Here is a 13,653-nt window from a genome sequence, read left to right on the forward strand (position 1 = left end):
GGCGAGGGAAACTACCGACAGCAATCCTTGGTCGACCGGCGCACCGTCTTGCTCGGATAGCGCCGCACGGTCTTCACCGGCGCGCGATAAGTGCGGACTTCCTCGACCTCCTCGATCACCTCTTCGGTGACCGTGGTCGTGGTGGTCGCGCCGGACTGGATGACGATCGTCGTCACCGTGGGCCCGGCCATGTAATAGCCGCTTCCGCCATAATAGCCGCGGGCATAGCCGCCGCCCTGCGCGCCACATGGGCTGGCGCAGGACGGCGGGGCATACCCCCCCGGGTATGGCTGTGCAGGCATTGGCCGCCGCTCGCGGCGATCGTCCGCATAACCGTCATCATCGTAACCGGGCGCGTCGTAGCGTGCGCCGTAGCCGCCACCGCCGCCGCCGCCGGCAGCAGCCGCCGCCGCATAGCCGCCACCGGCATAGGCCGTGGCCGATCCGCCGCCTCCGCCGCCATTCCAGTCGATCCCGCTGACCGAATCCCACACCCGGCCATCGCGGTCGGCCAGCACGGCATCGTCATAGTAACGCAGCCAGCCATAGCCCGGCGCCGGGCGGCTCAGACCCCAGCTCGACCAGTCGCTGATCCAGAAGCCACCACCGACCCAATAGCTTGGCAGCATCCAGCCGCGCACCGGCCGACGATAGGCGCTCCACCCGCCGGGCGCGCGCATCCCCGCGTGCCAGCGCCCGCCGACCATCGGGCCCCAGCGGCCACCGCCGTGGGTCGCGCGCGGCGGATCGATCCGCGTCGGAGGCACCGACCGCGACGGATAGCGCACCGGCTCGCGCTCGCGCTGGACCCACTGCCCATCGCGCCACACCCGCTGGGCCTGGGCAGGGGTCGCAACCGCAATCGCGGCAATCGACAAGGTCGTGAGGGTCAGGACACGCATTGGCACACTCGCTGTTCTGGCGAGGCGCGACCATTCAAGCAGGGAAGAAGGACCGCGCCTCTTTACAGCGTTTTAACACTGACAACGCGCCGATCCCACCGCGCACCTTGGTTAAGAAAGTCCCAATGCGGGGCAGCGCTCAGGTCGCTTTCAGCGGTCGCTGCACCGGCCCGCTCCCCCACCCGGCCACCCATAAAATACGATGCCGTTGGGTGGCCGGGTGGGGGAGCGGGCCGGTGCCGCTTCAGCGAAGCTGAAAAATCTAAGCCGCGAGTCGCGGGGCCAGCAGCGCCATCAGCGCCTCACACCCCGCCGCATCCTCGGCATCGAAGCGGCCGGTGACCGGGCTGTCGAGGTCGAGCACGCCGAACAGCTCGCCGTCATGCACGATCGGCACGACCAGCTCGGCATTGCTCGCCGCATCGCACGCGATGTGGCCGGGAAAGGCGTGGACATCCGCGACCAGCTGCGTCTCGCGCGTCGCCGCCGCCGCGCCACACACGCCCCGGCCGAACGGAATGCGGATACACGCCGCCTTGCCCTGAAACGGCCCGAGCACCAGCTCGCCGCCGACATTGCGGTAGAAACCGGCCCAGTTGAGGTCGGGCAAATACTGCCCGATCAGCGAGGCAGCATTCGCCATATTGGCAATCGCGTCAGGTTCCCCCGCCGTGAGCGCATCGAGCGCGGCGTGGAGATCGCGATAAAGTTCGGCCTTGGACCCGGCGGCAATGTCGAAGCTGTACATATGCCGCAGGTGGCGCGGGCGTTGCCGTGATGCAAGGGGCAAGACATGGTTCAGCGTCGCTCGATTGGAAGCGCCGTCTTGCTTCGCCGAGACTAGCGACAGCGCGCCCGCGTCATCCCCTCTGACGTCAGCACGTTGCCGTCAGCCGACAGGGCAAAGACGCGCGTCTGGTCCCAGGTTTCACCCTCGCCGGCATAGCGCGCGGTCACCCTGATTTCCGGCCCGGTCGCGACGACCCCGATGATGTCCGCAGTGCTTTCGTAAAAGCGCAACTCGGTCGGCGCGATCGTCAGCCGGGTGACGTCGCTACCCTTGCCGCAGTCCGCGACATTCGCGCTCCAGTTGCCATGAAAGGCCTTGGGGATTTCAGCGCTCGCCCCGTCGCTCGCGGTTTCGGCCGGGGTTGTCGCGACCGGATCGGGCGGAGTTGGGCGATCGGCCGTCTGCATATTGTTTTGCGTCACATCCTCCAGCGTCGGCTCCTGCGAACAGGCGCTGAAGAGGATGAGGGGCACAAGCCAGATCGATCGGTTCATGACGCGCAAACGCGCAGGAAGCGCGATCGTTGCGCGGCGACATCAATCGATCTGCACCCTGCCCCGCCCCGCCTTGATCGCCGCGCGGCCCTTTTTCTCGTCCACCCGCCGCGCCTTGGCCGCCTTGCCCGGCTTGGTCTTGATCCGCCGCGCCTGCCGCTCCAGCGCCTTTTCGATCAGCTCGATCACCCGCGCGCGCGCATCCTCGCGATTGGCATCCTGGGTGCGGAACTTGCGTGCGGTCACCACCAGCTCGCCGCCCGAAGTCATCCGGCTGCCCGCCAGCTCCTTGAACCTGGCATAGGCATAGGGCGGCAGGCCCAGCGCAAACACGTTGACGCGCAGCTGCACCGCGGTCGCGACCTTGTTGACATTCTGCCCGCCCGGCCCCGACGCGGCGAGGAACTTTTCCTCGACGATCGCCGCCTCGGGCAGTTCAGCCGGCATCGTCGCCCAGATCGTCCTGCGGTTGCCCGCCCGCAAAGCCGAACGCACGGAACGAATCCGGGGTCGGTGCCTCGGCATGAATGTCGGGCTTGCCCGGACGCGGCACGGTCAGCTGCGCGGCGTGGAGCATCATCTTGCGTCCGTTCGCCACACCGTAGACCGGGTCGCCGGTGATCGGAAAGCCCAGCCCCTCGGCGGCATGGACGCGGATCTGATGCGTGCGCCCGGTTTCGGGATAGAATGCGATGAACGCCCGCCCGTCCTTCTGCGCCAGCATCCGCCAGCGCGTCCGCGCAGACTTGCCGTTCGGGCTGCCAGTCATCCGCCAGCCGCGCTCGGCGCTCGACACCTTGATCAGCGGCAGATCGATCATCCCCGATGGCGCATCGGGAATTCCGTCGATCACCGCGAGGTAGCGTTTGGTCACCTGCCCCGCCTCGAACGCCTGCTGGAACCGCGCATGCGCCTTGGGATTGCGCGCGAGCAACAGGCACCCGCTGGTGTCGCGATCGAGCCGGTGGACCGGCGTCGGCCAGCGCTTGAAGCCGAAGGTCAGGTTGGCGAGGTGGTTTTCGAGGCTGATCGAGCCGTCGCGCGGCGGATCGACCGGAAGCCCGGCGGGCTTGTCGATGATGATCGCCTCGCCATCGATGAAAAGTACGTGATCCTGGATCATCGCCACGCCTTGCCACTGCTATGCGCCGGACGCCAGCCCGTAGGTCCTATCGCGGTTGCACAATCCTCCCCCGCCAGGGGGGGGGTGGCGCCGAAGGCGACGGAGGGGGAGGACGGCTGTCCGCTTGAGCCTCCTGCCGGCGTGCTTCCGCCCCCTCCGTCACGCTGCGCGTGCCACCTCCCCCTGGCGGGGGAGGATTGGGGCGACGCATCGCGCAATCTCGATCCGATCTAGCCGAAGCGATAGGCATCCATCGCCAACACGCCATAGGTATAGCTGTGATGCAGTCGCTGCGCCGGCTCGCCGCCCGCGCCCATCGCGGTGAACAGCGGCAGGATATGGTCCATCGTGGGATGGTTCGCCCGACCGTGCGGGCCGCGCTCGACCGCGTGGAGCACCGCGTCGGTGTCCCCGGCGTCGAACCGCTCCTTTACCCAGTTGGCGAACCCCGATACCCAATCCGGCACCGGCGCATCGTGGTTGCGCCCCTCGACAAAGATCGCACGCAGATTGTGCGTGAGGCTGCCCGATCCGATGATCAGCACATTGCGCTGGCGCAGCGGTGCGATCACCTGGCCGATACGGTGATGCCAATGCGGCGGATGCGCGCTGCTGATCGACAGCTGGACCACCGGGACATCGGCATCGGGCCAGCCCAGCATCAGCGGCACCCAAGCGCCGTGATCGAGCCCGCGCGCGGGGTCGAGGAACACCGGATGCCCGGCCTTCGCGACCAGCTGCGCCACCGCTTCCGCCAGCGCGGGATCGCCCTTGGCCGGATAGCGCAGGTCGAACAATTTCTGCGGAAAGCCGCCGAAATCATGGATCGTCGGCAGATCGCTGCCCGACGCCACTACCGCCTCCGCCATGTCGTGATGGGCGGAGATCATCAGGATCGCATCGGGGCGCGCCACATGCGACGCCAGCCCGGCGAGGAAATCCCGCGCCGGGCTGGGTTCGAACAGGATCATCGGCGAGCCGTGCGACACGAACAAAGCGGGTTGCACGGCGCGCGTCATGTCAGGCGATCAGCTTGGTCGCGACTTCGGCAATGCGGCGGCCCTGATAGCGCGCGCCAGCCAGGTCGATCTCGCTCGGCATGCGGCTGCCGTCGCCACCCGCGACCGTGGTCGCGCCATAGGGCGCGCCGCCGAGCACTTCGTCGATCTTCTGCTGGTCGGCATGACCGTAATCGAGGCCGACAATGGTCAGGCCGAAGTGCAGCAAATTGGTGATGATGCTGAACAACGTGGTCTCGTTGCCGCCATGCTGGGTCGCGCTCGACGTGAATGCACCGCCGACCTTGCCGTGCAGCGCGCCCTGATACCAGACGCCACCAGCGGTATCCCAGAACGATGCCATCTGGCTCGCCATGCGGCCGAAGCGGGTCGGCGAGCCGACGATGATCGCGTCATATTCGGTCAGCGCATTGGGCCCCTCGATCAGCGGATGCGCGCTGTCGGCCTTGAAGCCGGCGGCCTTGACCACCGCCTCGGGCGCGGTCTCGGGCACGCGGCGGATATCGACGGTCGCTCCGGCCGAGCGTGCGCCCTCGGCAACCGCTTCGGCCATCGCTTCGATATGGCCATAGGACGAGTAATAAAGCACCAGGACCTTGGTCATTTAAGTTCTCCTGAAAGTCCCCCCTCCCGCTTGCGGGAGGGGTCGGGGGAGGGAATGTTCGGGAGGGGGCTGACACGCCCTCCCCGAGCCCCTCCCGCAAGCGGGAGGGGAGTTTCTAGAAAAAGGGGTGGAGCGGCCCGCCTTGGGAGGGGGGGCTTGCGGACCGCTCCGGGGGGTCGTTAGTCTGAATCGACCAGGACGATCTCGGCGTCCTCGATCGCGGTGATCGTCACGGTCTGGCCACCGCTCAACGCGGCGCCGTCGCGGGCATCGAAGGGCTTGCCATCGATTTCGATCTTGCCGACCGCAGGGACGAGATAGGCATGGCGCCCCTGCCCCACGCTGTGCGTCACGCTTTCACCGGCCTTGATCGTCGCGCCGAGCACCCGGGCATCAGCGCGGATCGGCAACGCTTCGCTGTCCTCGGCAAAACCGCTGGCGAGCGTCACGAACTTGCCCGAGCGCTCACCCTTGGGAAAGGGCTTGGCGCCCCAGCTCGGCGCGCCGCCGCCGGCACGCGGCATGATCCAGATCTGGAACAGCGTCGTGGTTTCGGACTCCAGATTATATTCGGCGTGCCGCACCCCGGTGCCCGCGCTCATCACCTGGACGTCCCCGGCACCGGTCTTGCCGGTATTGCCCATCGAATCCTGATGCGTGATCGCACCGGTGCGGACATAGGTGATGATCTCCATGTCTTTGTGCGGGTGCGGCGGAAAACCGCTGTTCGGAGCGATCTCGTCATCGTTCCACACGCGGATCGCGCCCCAGCCCATGCGGGCGGGATCATAGTAATTGGCGAAGCTGAAATGATGGCGTGCGTTGAGCCACCCGTGATCGGCATGGCCTAGGCTGTCGAACGAACGTTTGTCGATCATCGGAACCTCCTTGCTTGAGGTTCAAGATAGTTCGGGAGTTCGGCGCGTAAATGGAAACGTTTGAAACGGATCGTTTCGTCATTTATGGTGCGGCACCGGCCCGCTCCCCCACCCGGCCACCCAACGGCAGCGTATCTTATGGGTGGCCGGGTGGGGGAGCGGGCCGGTGCCGAAACGCGGAGCTACAAAAAATGCGCCTTCCCGATTTTGAAGCCTGGGCAATCTTTGCATGCGTGGTCGAGCATCGCTCATTCAGCGGGGCAGCCTCCGCGATCGGGGTCAGCAAGGCCACGGTGTCCAAGGCGATCGCCCGGCTTGAGGCGCAGCTGGGTACCGCGCTGTTCCACCGCACCTCGCGCCGCCTGACCCTGACCGACAGCGGCACCGCGCTGGCCGAGCGCGCCGGTCGCATTCTCGCCGAAGCGCAGGCGGCGGAAGAGGCTGCGATCGATTCCGCCAAGGCGCCGTCGGGCCTGGTCCGCATCGCCGCGCCGATCACCTTCGGCATCCGCTTCGTCGCCGACGCCATCGCCGATCTGATCGCCGAATATCCCGGTATCCAGATCGACCTGCGCCTGTCCGACGCGCGCGTCGACATCGTCGCCGATGGCTTCGACATCGCGCTGCGTATCGCCGATCTGCCCGACTCTTCGCTGCGCGCGCGCCGACTGTCCCCGATCAAGGCGCGCGTGGTCGCCGCCCCGGCCTATCTTGCGCAGCACGGCACGCCGCGCCACCCAGCCGACCTCGCCCATCATGCCTGCTTCCTCTATGCCAATGCGATCGGCGCCTGGCAGTTTCGCAAGGCGGATGGTGAGGAAGCCGCCGTGCGCCCGGCCGGGCCGCTGACCACCGACAATGGCGATGCGATGATGCCGGCCCTGCTCGCGGGCCTCGGCATTGCGCGCCTGCCCGACTTCATCATCGACCGCGAACTGGCCGACGGTCGACTGGTCGAGATCCTCGCCGACTGGTCGCCGATGAACGTCGCGCTCCACCTGCTGACGCCACCCAGCACCCTGCGCCCGGCGCGGGTCGAACTGGTGATCGACTTCCTGTCGCAGCGCTTCCGCAACCTCTGCAGCCGGGTATAAAAAAGGCCGGCCCGCATCGCTGCGAACCGGCCCCCTTGCTTGGGTGGATGACCCCCGGCTTAGAACCTGGCCTCCGCCGAGATCGTGAACGAACGCCCGCGGGGATCGGCAACGCGCGGCTCCCACGAGCTGCCGGCACCGGTATTGCCGTCATAGGTGATCGCGAACGGCGGATCGGTGTCGAACAGGTTCTTCACGCCCATGGTGAAGGTATAGCCCTTGAACCCGGTGAACGTGATCGACGCATTGTAGATGATGTAATCATCGACGAACGCATTGTAGCCCGGGCGCGTCACCGTGCCCGCAGCGATGCCCGGCAGCGCCTGGTTCTTGTAGCCCGAGCGGAAGATCTGGCTCAGCGTGAAGCTCACATCCTCTGTGCGGTAGCCGATATAGGCATTGTGCTTCCACTCGTTGCCGAGGTCGCCCGCATAGGTGAACACCCCGATCAGGCTCGGGCCATAGGCCGAAGACGGCGTCAGCTTCTCACGCTTCTTGATCAGCAACGTGCCGTCCAGACCCGCCGAAACCGTACCGCCGATCGCATCGAACTGGCCGCGCGCAGCGAACTCGATGCCCTGAGTGCGACGCGAACCTGCGTTGATCCAGCGCTGGTCGATCCCGATCACGTCTTGCGTCACCGGGTCGCGGATGAAGCGCTCGGGGAACAGCGACGCGTTTTCGATCAGCTGACGCAGGGTCAGCAGCTGGATCGTGTCGTCGACCGCGATCGACCACCAGTCGACCGCCAGGCTGAACCCGCGGAACGGGGTCAGCACACCGCCGACGCTGAACTGCTTGGCCGACTCCGGCTGCAGCGTGGGCAGACCGCCGGTGGCGATTTCCGGGCGGATCTGCGCGCACGGCTGGCCGCTGCCAAACGCGCTGGTCGGAACGCCGCCCGGGCAACGCACCGGGTCGGCAAGATCGCTGCCCGAATAGGGCGACAGGGTGACGCCGTTGAAGATCTGGTTGAACGTCGGAACGCGGAAGCTGGTGTTGTACGACCCGCGGAACATCAGCTGGTCGAACGGCGTGAACCTGACCGAGACCTTCGGATTGGTGGTCGTGCCAAAGCCGGTATAGTCGTCGACACGCAGCGCGCCGGTCACCTCGAGCTGCTCGATGATCGGCACCAGCACTTCGGCATAGGCAGCCTTCACGTCGCGGCTCTTGGGCGTCAGCGCGTTGACGTTGTCGAATGCGGCCAGGAAGATCACCGGCGCAGTCGCGGCCGCCGCAGCAGATCCGTTGAACGAGTAGGTTTCACGGCGATAGTCGACACCTGCGGCCATCCGCACATCGCCACCCCAGATCGGGAAGAGCGAGCCGGACACCGACGCGTCGAACTGCTTCACCTCATATTGCCCGCCATAGAGCGTCGCCCCGCGCGCCGAGACCGATTCCAACGCGGCCAGGCCCGCCGCGGTCTGGGTCAGGCTGAAGGGGTTGATCAGGCCGCTGTTCATCACGCCGACCAGACCGCGGAACCCGGCCGGTGCGCCCGCAACCTGCGGTGCATTCGGATCGTAGGAGCCATTGGCGTTGGTGCCGCGATAATAATATCCGCTGCCCAGCACCGAGGAGCTTTCGCTCTTCGCATAGCTGGCACCGGCGCGGTAATCCCACCCGTCGAACAACGGACCTTCAAGGCCCAGCGCCGCACGGAAGGTCTTGGTGTCCGTCACATATTCGCGCGGCCCGCACGCGGCGCAGCGCCAGCGATAGGAAATCGGCAACTGTGCGGCCGCGCGGGCGTTGAAATTGGCCAGCTGGGTCGGGTCGGTGATGATCCCGCGGATCGCATTGACCACCGCGTCATAGGTCGCCGCCGTCGTCGGGTTGCGCGGATAGGCGATGTTGAGGTTAGTCGTGTTGGCCGAAAGCTGCGCGTTGCTGAAGCTCTTGGCGGAATGCGCGTCGGAACCCGTCACCTCGACCGACAGCTCGTGCGAACCGCCGATGCGAACGACGCCGCGGCCATAATAGGTCAGCGTTTCGATCGGCTGCTGGATCACCGCCGCGCGGCCCGTGTCCCAGGCGCAGGCATAGACCGCCGCCGGGGTATTCCACAGCTGCTCGTCATAGGCCATGCCGCCGTCCATCGAGCTGCAGCCCCCGCCGCCCGGCAGATCGAGGATATTGATACCGCCGCCGACGATGTTCGCGCCGTTGGGCCCCGTGATCGCAAGCGTCGGGAAGCCCGCCGCAGTCCCGAGCAGCGTGCCGCTCGCATTCTGGTTTGCGTTGGGACCGATGTTGAACACGGTCGCGATCGGCGTGCCGCGCGTGTCGATCGACAGGCCGCGTTCGGGCTGGTTGCCGTTGACGAAATCGCGGTCCTCGCCGCGCAGGATCTTGTTCCAGCGGTACGAAACCGCCGCCATGATGTTGAAGCCGTCTTCGTTCAGATTGCCATAACCGGCCACGCCGCCGACGCGGTAGATTTCGCCGCCGCCCGCTTCCGGCACGTCGACATAGCCGCTGACCGAAACGCCCTCGAACGTCTTCTTGGTGATGAAGTTGATCACGCCGCCGACCGCGTCGGTGCCATAGATCGCCGACGCGCCGTCCTTGAGCACTTCGACGCGCTCGATCGCGGCAAACGGGATCTGGTTGACGTCAACCGCCGAGCCCGACAGGCCGTGCGCCGCAACACGGCGACCGTTCAGCAGCACCAGCGTCGCCGCCGATCCCTGACCGCGCAGGTTCGCGGCCGACAGACCGTTGGTGCCGCGCTGCGCGCCGGTGGTCACGTCGGCGTTGGACGCCAGATTGTCCGCGCCCGACCCATTGGTCGGAAGGAATGCGATCAGCTGCTCGGGGCTGGTGATGCCGTTGCGCGCAATCTCTTCCTGCGTCACGATCTGCAGCGGCAGCGCGCTCTTGTTCGGGTCCTGCTTGATCCGCGAACCGGTGATCAACACCTCGCGCTCGCTGCTTTCCTGCCGGTCTTCCGACGATGTCGGCGCATCCTGCGCGAATGCCGGACCCGTGATGCAGCACGCCGTCACGAACAATGCGGTCTTGAACTTCATACCCCAACCCCCTTTTTGATCCGGCGCGCATTTTTGTGTCGGCTTCGCCGGAAACCACGAAATTAATCACGCATATTCGTTGTTAGCAAATGCAAAATATCAGCCAAGGCTATAACCTTGGGCTATATCACGCAACGTTGATCTTGACAGGATTTCGTTGAAATCGCCTCGACTGCGACCCCATCTCCGCGCCACCCCGATCCGCCGCGACTCGCGGAGTCAGGCCGGTTAGGGCAAAATTAACCTTTTGCCTTCATACCAGCTTAGGTTAATGAATCAGTCGCGTTGTGTGCCACAGGGGGCCTGCAACCGGCACAGGGGAAATCAGCCGATGCGCGTGCTGCTGATCGAAGACGAGCCGACGACCGCCAAGGCCATCGAGCTGATGCTCGCGACCGAAGGGTTCAATGTCTACACGACCGATTTGGGCGAGGAAGGCCTCGATCTGGGCAAGCTGTATGATTACGACATCATCCTGCTCGACCTGAACCTGCCCGACATGCACGGCTATGACGTGCTGAAAAAGCTGCGCGTCGCGCGGGTCCAGACCCCGGTCCTGATCCTGTCGGGCATCAACGAAATGGACAGCAAGGTCCGCTCGTTCGGCTTCGGCGCCGACGATTATGTTACCAAGCCTTTCCATCGCGAAGAGCTGATCGCCCGCATCCACGCCGTGGTGCGCCGCAGCAAGGGTCACAGCCAGTCGGTCATCCGCACCGGCAAGCTCGCCGTGAACCTGGACGCCAAGACCGTCGAAGTCGATGGCGCCCGCGTGCACCTGACCGGCAAGGAATATGCGATGCTGGAGCTGCTCTCGCTCCGCAAGGGCACGACGCTGACCAAGGAAATGTTCCTCAACCATCTCTATGGCGGGATGGACGAGCCTGAACTCAAGATCATCGACGTCTTCATCTGCAAGCTGCGCAAGAAGCTCAGCATGGCGTGCGAAGGCGAAAATTACATCGAGACCGTCTGGGGCCGCGGCTATGTGCTGCGCGAGCCCGAGGAAGCGGCTGGCGCGGTCAGCGCCGTCGCCTGACACACGTTCGTTGCGTGGGGCAAAAGCGGGCCGCGTCTTCCGGGGGGATGACGCGGCCCATTTTGCATGCGCACGCAGGTGTGCTCCAGCTGCGCCAACTACCTGAATCGAATGGATAAGTGGCGGAGAGGGTGGGATTCGAACCCACGTTACGGTTCCCCGTAAACCGCATTTCGAGTGCGGCGCGATCGACCACTCTGCCACCTCTCCGCGAGGGGTCCGCAGGGCAAATGCATGCCGCTCCGTCCGGTCGAGCGCGGGCCTCTAGACCAAGGTTCGCGGGCTTGCAAGCGCCTTGCCGCACTCTTCTTGTGCATACGCGAAAGCGCACTAGATTACATGTATGACTCGCGCCTCCGACCCGCTCGATCTGGCGATTGCCGGTGTCCCCTTCCCTCCTGTCGCGCATGCGCGCTTTAACCTGGGCGAAGTGGTGCGGCACCGGTTGTTCGATTTTCGCGGGGTGATCTTCGACATCGACCCGGTCTTCGCCAATACCGACGAATGGTATGAAGCGATCCCGGAGGATGTCCGCCCGCGCAAGGACCAGCCCTTCTACCATCTGCTCGCCGAAAACGCCGAGTCGAGCTATGTCGCCTATGTCAGCCAGCAGAATCTGGTTGCGGATGACAGCGAAGAACCGGTCGATCACCCGGCGATCGATGGGCTGTTCGATGAGCTGAGTGGCGGGCGGTACCAGCTGAAGCGCGAGCACCGGCATTAGCTTTTGATGCGCCAGACGGCGCATATGCGGTGCCAGCCCGCTCCCCCACCCGGCCACCCACTTCAGGGTATCTTTGATGGGTGGCCGGGTGGGGAAGCGGGCTGGCACCGCACTCCGGGCAGCGCCCGGACAAAGGCGCAAACAAGGTTGACTTCCCCGGCCGAATCCCATAACCGCGCCGTTCCTCCCGCCGGGCTTGTCCTGCGCGGGCACATGCTTTTGAAATTGAGATGAGGCCCATGTTCGCTATCGTGCGCACGGGCGGCAAGCAGTATCGCGTTGCCGCAGGAGACAAGATCGTCGTCGAGAAGCTCGACGGCGAAGCCGGTTCGACGATCACCCTGGGTGACGTGCTGCTCGCTGGCGAAGGTTCGGATCTGAAGTCGACCGACGGCCTGACCGTTTCGGCCGAGATCGTCGCCCAGCAGAAGGGCGAGAAGGTCATCATCTTCAAGAAGCGCCGTCGGCATAACTATCGCCGCAAGAACGGCCATCGCCAGAACCACACGATCCTGAAGATCACCGCCATCGGTGCGCAGGAGACCAAGAAGAAGGCCGCTAAGGCCAAGGCGACCGAGGGCGATGCCCCGGCGGCCGCGGAAGCGTAAGGAGTAATCCGAAATGGCACATAAGAAGGCAGGCGGCTCTTCGCGCAACGGTCGCGACTCGCAGTCCAAGCGTCTCGGCGTGAAGAAGTTCGGTGGCGAAGTCGCCATTGCGGGCAACATCCTCGTGCGCCAGCGCGGCACGAAATACTATCCGGGCGTCAATGTCGGCATCGGCAAGGACCACACCCTGTTTGCGCTTACCGACGGCCGCGTGCGATTCCACGACGGCAAGCTCGGTCGCAAATTCTGCTCGGTAGAAATGATTGCGGCTGCGGCCGAATAAGCTGGGCACCGTTCGGGTTGCCCGCCAGGGTGACCCGGGTCTCCAACAGGAGACCGCAAAAGGGAGACGGGTCACCCCGGTCTCCCTTTTTTATTGCTCCCTCCCCACCCCAACTGTCGCGCTCCGGTCATCATGCCGGGGCATCGGCTGGTCCGCGAGGAGAGTAAGATGTTCGCACGTACACAGCGGCTGATGCTGCGGCCCGGCTGGATCGAGGATGCGCCCGAACTGGCGCGCGCGATCGGCCATCACGAGGTTGTCCGCAACCTCAGCCGCGCCCCCTGGCCCTATGCGGTGAGCGATGCCGAAGAATTTCTGATGATCGAGCGCAAGGCGAGCGACCTGCCCGTCTTCCTGATCTGCGCGCTGGAAGACGCGACCACCCGTATCGTCGGCTGCATCGGCCTCGACCGCATGGAGAGCGGCAGCGTCGAGCTCGGCTATTGGATCGCCCCCGAGGCATGGGGCCGCGGCTATGCGACCGAGGCTGGCCGCGCGGTGATCGACATCGCCCGCACGCTGCGCGTCCCCACGCTCACCGCCGGCCACTTCGCCGACAACCCGGCGTCGGGCCGCGTCCTGCGCAAGCTCGGCTTCCGCCCCACCGGCCGCACCCAGCCCCGCCACTCGCTGGGCCGCGGCGGCGAGGATGTGACGGTGGAGTTCGAACAGCGCCTGTCGGACTCGGACTGCACCGACCCGTGCGACCGAATGGCGGCCTAAGCTCTAAAAGCCCCTCCCCTTCAGGAGTGGCGGGTTGGACTGCCCCCGGCAGTCCAAGCCCAGTCCGGGGGACTGGGCGACCCGCCACTGGGTTGGGGTGGGGCGGAGAAGTCTCACCGAGACTGCCTCTCCTACGCGGGTAACGTCAGTATCTGCAGATGGAAGATTAGAGCAACCCGCGTTAAATCCGACTCATTCTGCCGTTTGTGCTGAGCTTGTCGAAGCACCGTTCCCGCGCTCAGTGACGACGGGCACTGCCCTTCGACAAGCTCAGGGCAAACGGCCGTTGGGCAATCCAGATTAAGCGCTCGGCGACCCAGCTGTCGCTCCAGAA

General features: G+C 65.5%; 15 protein-coding genes and 1 tRNA gene. 6 read left to right on the forward strand and 10 right to left on the reverse strand.

Annotation, left to right across the window (positions count from 1 at the left end; translation table 11 throughout):
• Positions 1–11: 11 nt before the first annotated feature.
• From ACRYLO_RS08615 to ACRYLO_RS08650, 8 genes are all read right to left on the reverse strand, one after another.
• Positions 12–902: an RcnB family protein gene (locus ACRYLO_RS08615; RefSeq protein ID WP_482659768.1), complete on the reverse strand. Its 891-nt coding sequence runs from the start codon at positions 900–902 to the stop codon at positions 12–14.
• Between the two features lie 262 nt (positions 903–1,164).
• Entirely contained in the window at positions 1,165–1,650 is a 486-nt protein-coding gene (locus ACRYLO_RS08620) for a GAF domain-containing protein (protein WP_482659769.1), read from the reverse strand.
• Positions 1,651–1,742: 92 nt separating this feature from the next.
• A complete protein-coding gene (locus ACRYLO_RS08625) occupies positions 1,743–2,186 on the reverse strand; it encodes a hypothetical protein (protein WP_482659770.1) in 444 nt (147 codons plus the stop codon).
• A 42-nt stretch (positions 2,187–2,228) separates the two neighbouring features.
• Entirely contained in the window at positions 2,229–2,633 is a 405-nt protein-coding gene (gene arfB / locus ACRYLO_RS08630) for an alternative ribosome rescue aminoacyl-tRNA hydrolase ArfB (RefSeq protein ID WP_482659771.1), read from the reverse strand.
• Positions 2,623–3,309, reverse strand: coding sequence for an RluA family pseudouridine synthase (locus tag ACRYLO_RS08635; protein WP_482659772.1), 687 nt, complete (start codon positions 3,307–3,309; stop codon positions 2,623–2,625). The genes arfB and ACRYLO_RS08635 overlap by 11 nt, the downstream gene beginning before the upstream one ends.
• A gap of 230 nt (positions 3,310–3,539) precedes the next feature.
• Positions 3,540–4,328: a dioxygenase family protein gene (locus tag ACRYLO_RS08640; protein WP_482659773.1), complete on the reverse strand. Its 789-nt coding sequence runs from the start codon at positions 4,326–4,328 to the stop codon at positions 3,540–3,542.
• Position 4,329: 1 nt separating this feature from the next.
• The gene (gene wrbA, locus ACRYLO_RS08645) at positions 4,330–4,932 is read right to left on the reverse strand and encodes an NAD(P)H:quinone oxidoreductase (RefSeq protein WP_482659774.1); all 603 of its coding nucleotides are present in this window, start codon (positions 4,930–4,932) and stop codon (positions 4,330–4,332) included.
• Positions 4,933–5,111: 179 nt separating this feature from the next.
• On the reverse strand, positions 5,112–5,810 hold the full coding sequence (locus ACRYLO_RS08650) for a pirin family protein (RefSeq protein WP_482659775.1): 699 nt from the start codon (positions 5,808–5,810) through the stop codon (positions 5,112–5,114).
• Between the two features lie 191 nt (positions 5,811–6,001).
• Here ACRYLO_RS08650 and ACRYLO_RS08655 point away from each other — a divergent pair, with 191 nt between their 5' ends.
• Positions 6,002–6,904: a LysR family transcriptional regulator gene (locus tag ACRYLO_RS08655; RefSeq protein ID WP_482659776.1), complete on the forward strand. Its 903-nt coding sequence runs from the start codon at positions 6,002–6,004 to the stop codon at positions 6,902–6,904.
• Positions 6,905–6,963: 59 nt separating this feature from the next.
• Here ACRYLO_RS08655 and ACRYLO_RS08660 read toward each other — a convergent pair whose 3' ends face one another.
• Positions 6,964–9,942 carry a TonB-dependent receptor domain-containing protein gene (locus tag ACRYLO_RS08660; RefSeq protein ID WP_482659777.1) on the reverse strand — a complete coding sequence of 993 codons (2,979 nt, stop codon included), beginning with the start codon at positions 9,940–9,942 and terminating at the stop codon, positions 6,964–6,966.
• Positions 9,943–10,273: 331 nt separating this feature from the next.
• On the opposite strand from ACRYLO_RS08660, the gene ctrA reads away from it, so the two are divergent.
• Positions 10,274–10,981 (forward strand): response regulator transcription factor CtrA, encoded by a 708-nt coding sequence (gene ctrA / locus ACRYLO_RS08665; protein ID WP_066656563.1) that lies wholly within the window; start codon positions 10,274–10,276, stop codon positions 10,979–10,981.
• A 120-nt stretch (positions 10,982–11,101) separates the two neighbouring features.
• Here ctrA and ACRYLO_RS08670 read toward each other — a convergent pair.
• A tRNA-Ser gene (locus ACRYLO_RS08670) sits at positions 11,102–11,191 on the reverse strand.
• 133 nt (positions 11,192–11,324) lie between these two features.
• Here ACRYLO_RS08670 and hspQ point away from each other — a divergent pair.
• The 4 genes from hspQ (at position 11,325) to ACRYLO_RS08690 (ending at position 13,319) form a co-directional block, all read left to right on the forward strand.
• Positions 11,325–11,705, forward strand: a complete 381-nt coding sequence (gene hspQ, locus ACRYLO_RS08675) for a heat shock protein HspQ (RefSeq protein ID WP_482659778.1) — start codon at positions 11,325–11,327, stop codon at positions 11,703–11,705.
• A 239-nt stretch (positions 11,706–11,944) separates the two neighbouring features.
• Positions 11,945–12,313: a 50S ribosomal protein L21 gene (gene rplU / locus ACRYLO_RS08680; RefSeq protein WP_482661705.1), complete on the forward strand. Its 369-nt coding sequence runs from the start codon at positions 11,945–11,947 to the stop codon at positions 12,311–12,313.
• A 13-nt stretch (positions 12,314–12,326) separates the two neighbouring features.
• Positions 12,327–12,596 carry a 50S ribosomal protein L27 gene (gene rpmA, locus ACRYLO_RS08685; RefSeq protein ID WP_257845123.1) on the forward strand — a complete coding sequence of 90 codons (270 nt, stop codon included), beginning with the start codon at positions 12,327–12,329 and terminating at the stop codon, positions 12,594–12,596.
• A gap of 168 nt (positions 12,597–12,764) precedes the next feature.
• Positions 12,765–13,319, forward strand: a complete 555-nt coding sequence (locus ACRYLO_RS08690; protein ID WP_482659779.1) for a GNAT family N-acetyltransferase — start codon at positions 12,765–12,767, stop codon at positions 13,317–13,319.
• Positions 13,320–13,653: the final 334 nt, after the last annotated feature.

This window comes from Sphingomonas sp. SDUR79, from assembly GCF_056821745.1.

Bases quoted from the DNA above. Each gene is read 5' to 3' on its own strand.
- ACRYLO_RS08655 (WP_482659776.1), top strand. From the start codon at position 6,002: ATGCGCCTTCCCGATTTTGAAGCCTGGGCAATCTTTGCATGCGTGGTC.
- ACRYLO_RS08625 (WP_482659770.1), bottom strand. From the start codon at position 2,186: ATGAACCGATCGATCTGGCTTGTGCCCCTCATCCTCTTCAGCGCCTGT.
- ACRYLO_RS08640 (WP_482659773.1), bottom strand. From the start codon at position 4,328: ATGACGCGCGCCGTGCAACCCGCTTTGTTCGTGTCGCACGGCTCGCCG.
- ACRYLO_RS08660 (WP_482659777.1), bottom strand. From the start codon at position 9,942: ATGAAGTTCAAGACCGCATTGTTCGTGACGGCGTGCTGCATCACGGGT.
- rpmA (WP_257845123.1), top strand. From the start codon at position 12,327: ATGGCACATAAGAAGGCAGGCGGCTCTTCGCGCAACGGTCGCGACTCG.
- hspQ (WP_482659778.1), top strand. From the start codon at position 11,325: ATGACTCGCGCCTCCGACCCGCTCGATCTGGCGATTGCCGGTGTCCCC.
- arfB (WP_482659771.1), bottom strand. From the start codon at position 2,633: ATGCCGGCTGAACTGCCCGAGGCGGCGATCGTCGAGGAAAAGTTCCTC.
- ACRYLO_RS08635 (WP_482659772.1), bottom strand. From the start codon at position 3,309: ATGATCCAGGATCACGTACTTTTCATCGATGGCGAGGCGATCATCATC.
- ctrA (WP_066656563.1), top strand. From the start codon at position 10,274: ATGCGCGTGCTGCTGATCGAAGACGAGCCGACGACCGCCAAGGCCATC.
- ACRYLO_RS08690 (WP_482659779.1), top strand. From the start codon at position 12,765: ATGTTCGCACGTACACAGCGGCTGATGCTGCGGCCCGGCTGGATCGAG.
- ACRYLO_RS08650 (WP_482659775.1), bottom strand. From the start codon at position 5,810: ATGATCGACAAACGTTCGTTCGACAGCCTAGGCCATGCCGATCACGGG.
- ACRYLO_RS08620 (WP_482659769.1), bottom strand. From the start codon at position 1,650: ATGTACAGCTTCGACATTGCCGCCGGGTCCAAGGCCGAACTTTATCGC.
- ACRYLO_RS08615 (WP_482659768.1), bottom strand. From the start codon at position 902: ATGCGTGTCCTGACCCTCACGACCTTGTCGATTGCCGCGATTGCGGTT.
- rplU (WP_482661705.1), top strand. From the start codon at position 11,945: ATGTTCGCTATCGTGCGCACGGGCGGCAAGCAGTATCGCGTTGCCGCA.
- wrbA (WP_482659774.1), bottom strand. From the start codon at position 4,932: ATGACCAAGGTCCTGGTGCTTTATTACTCGTCCTATGGCCATATCGAA.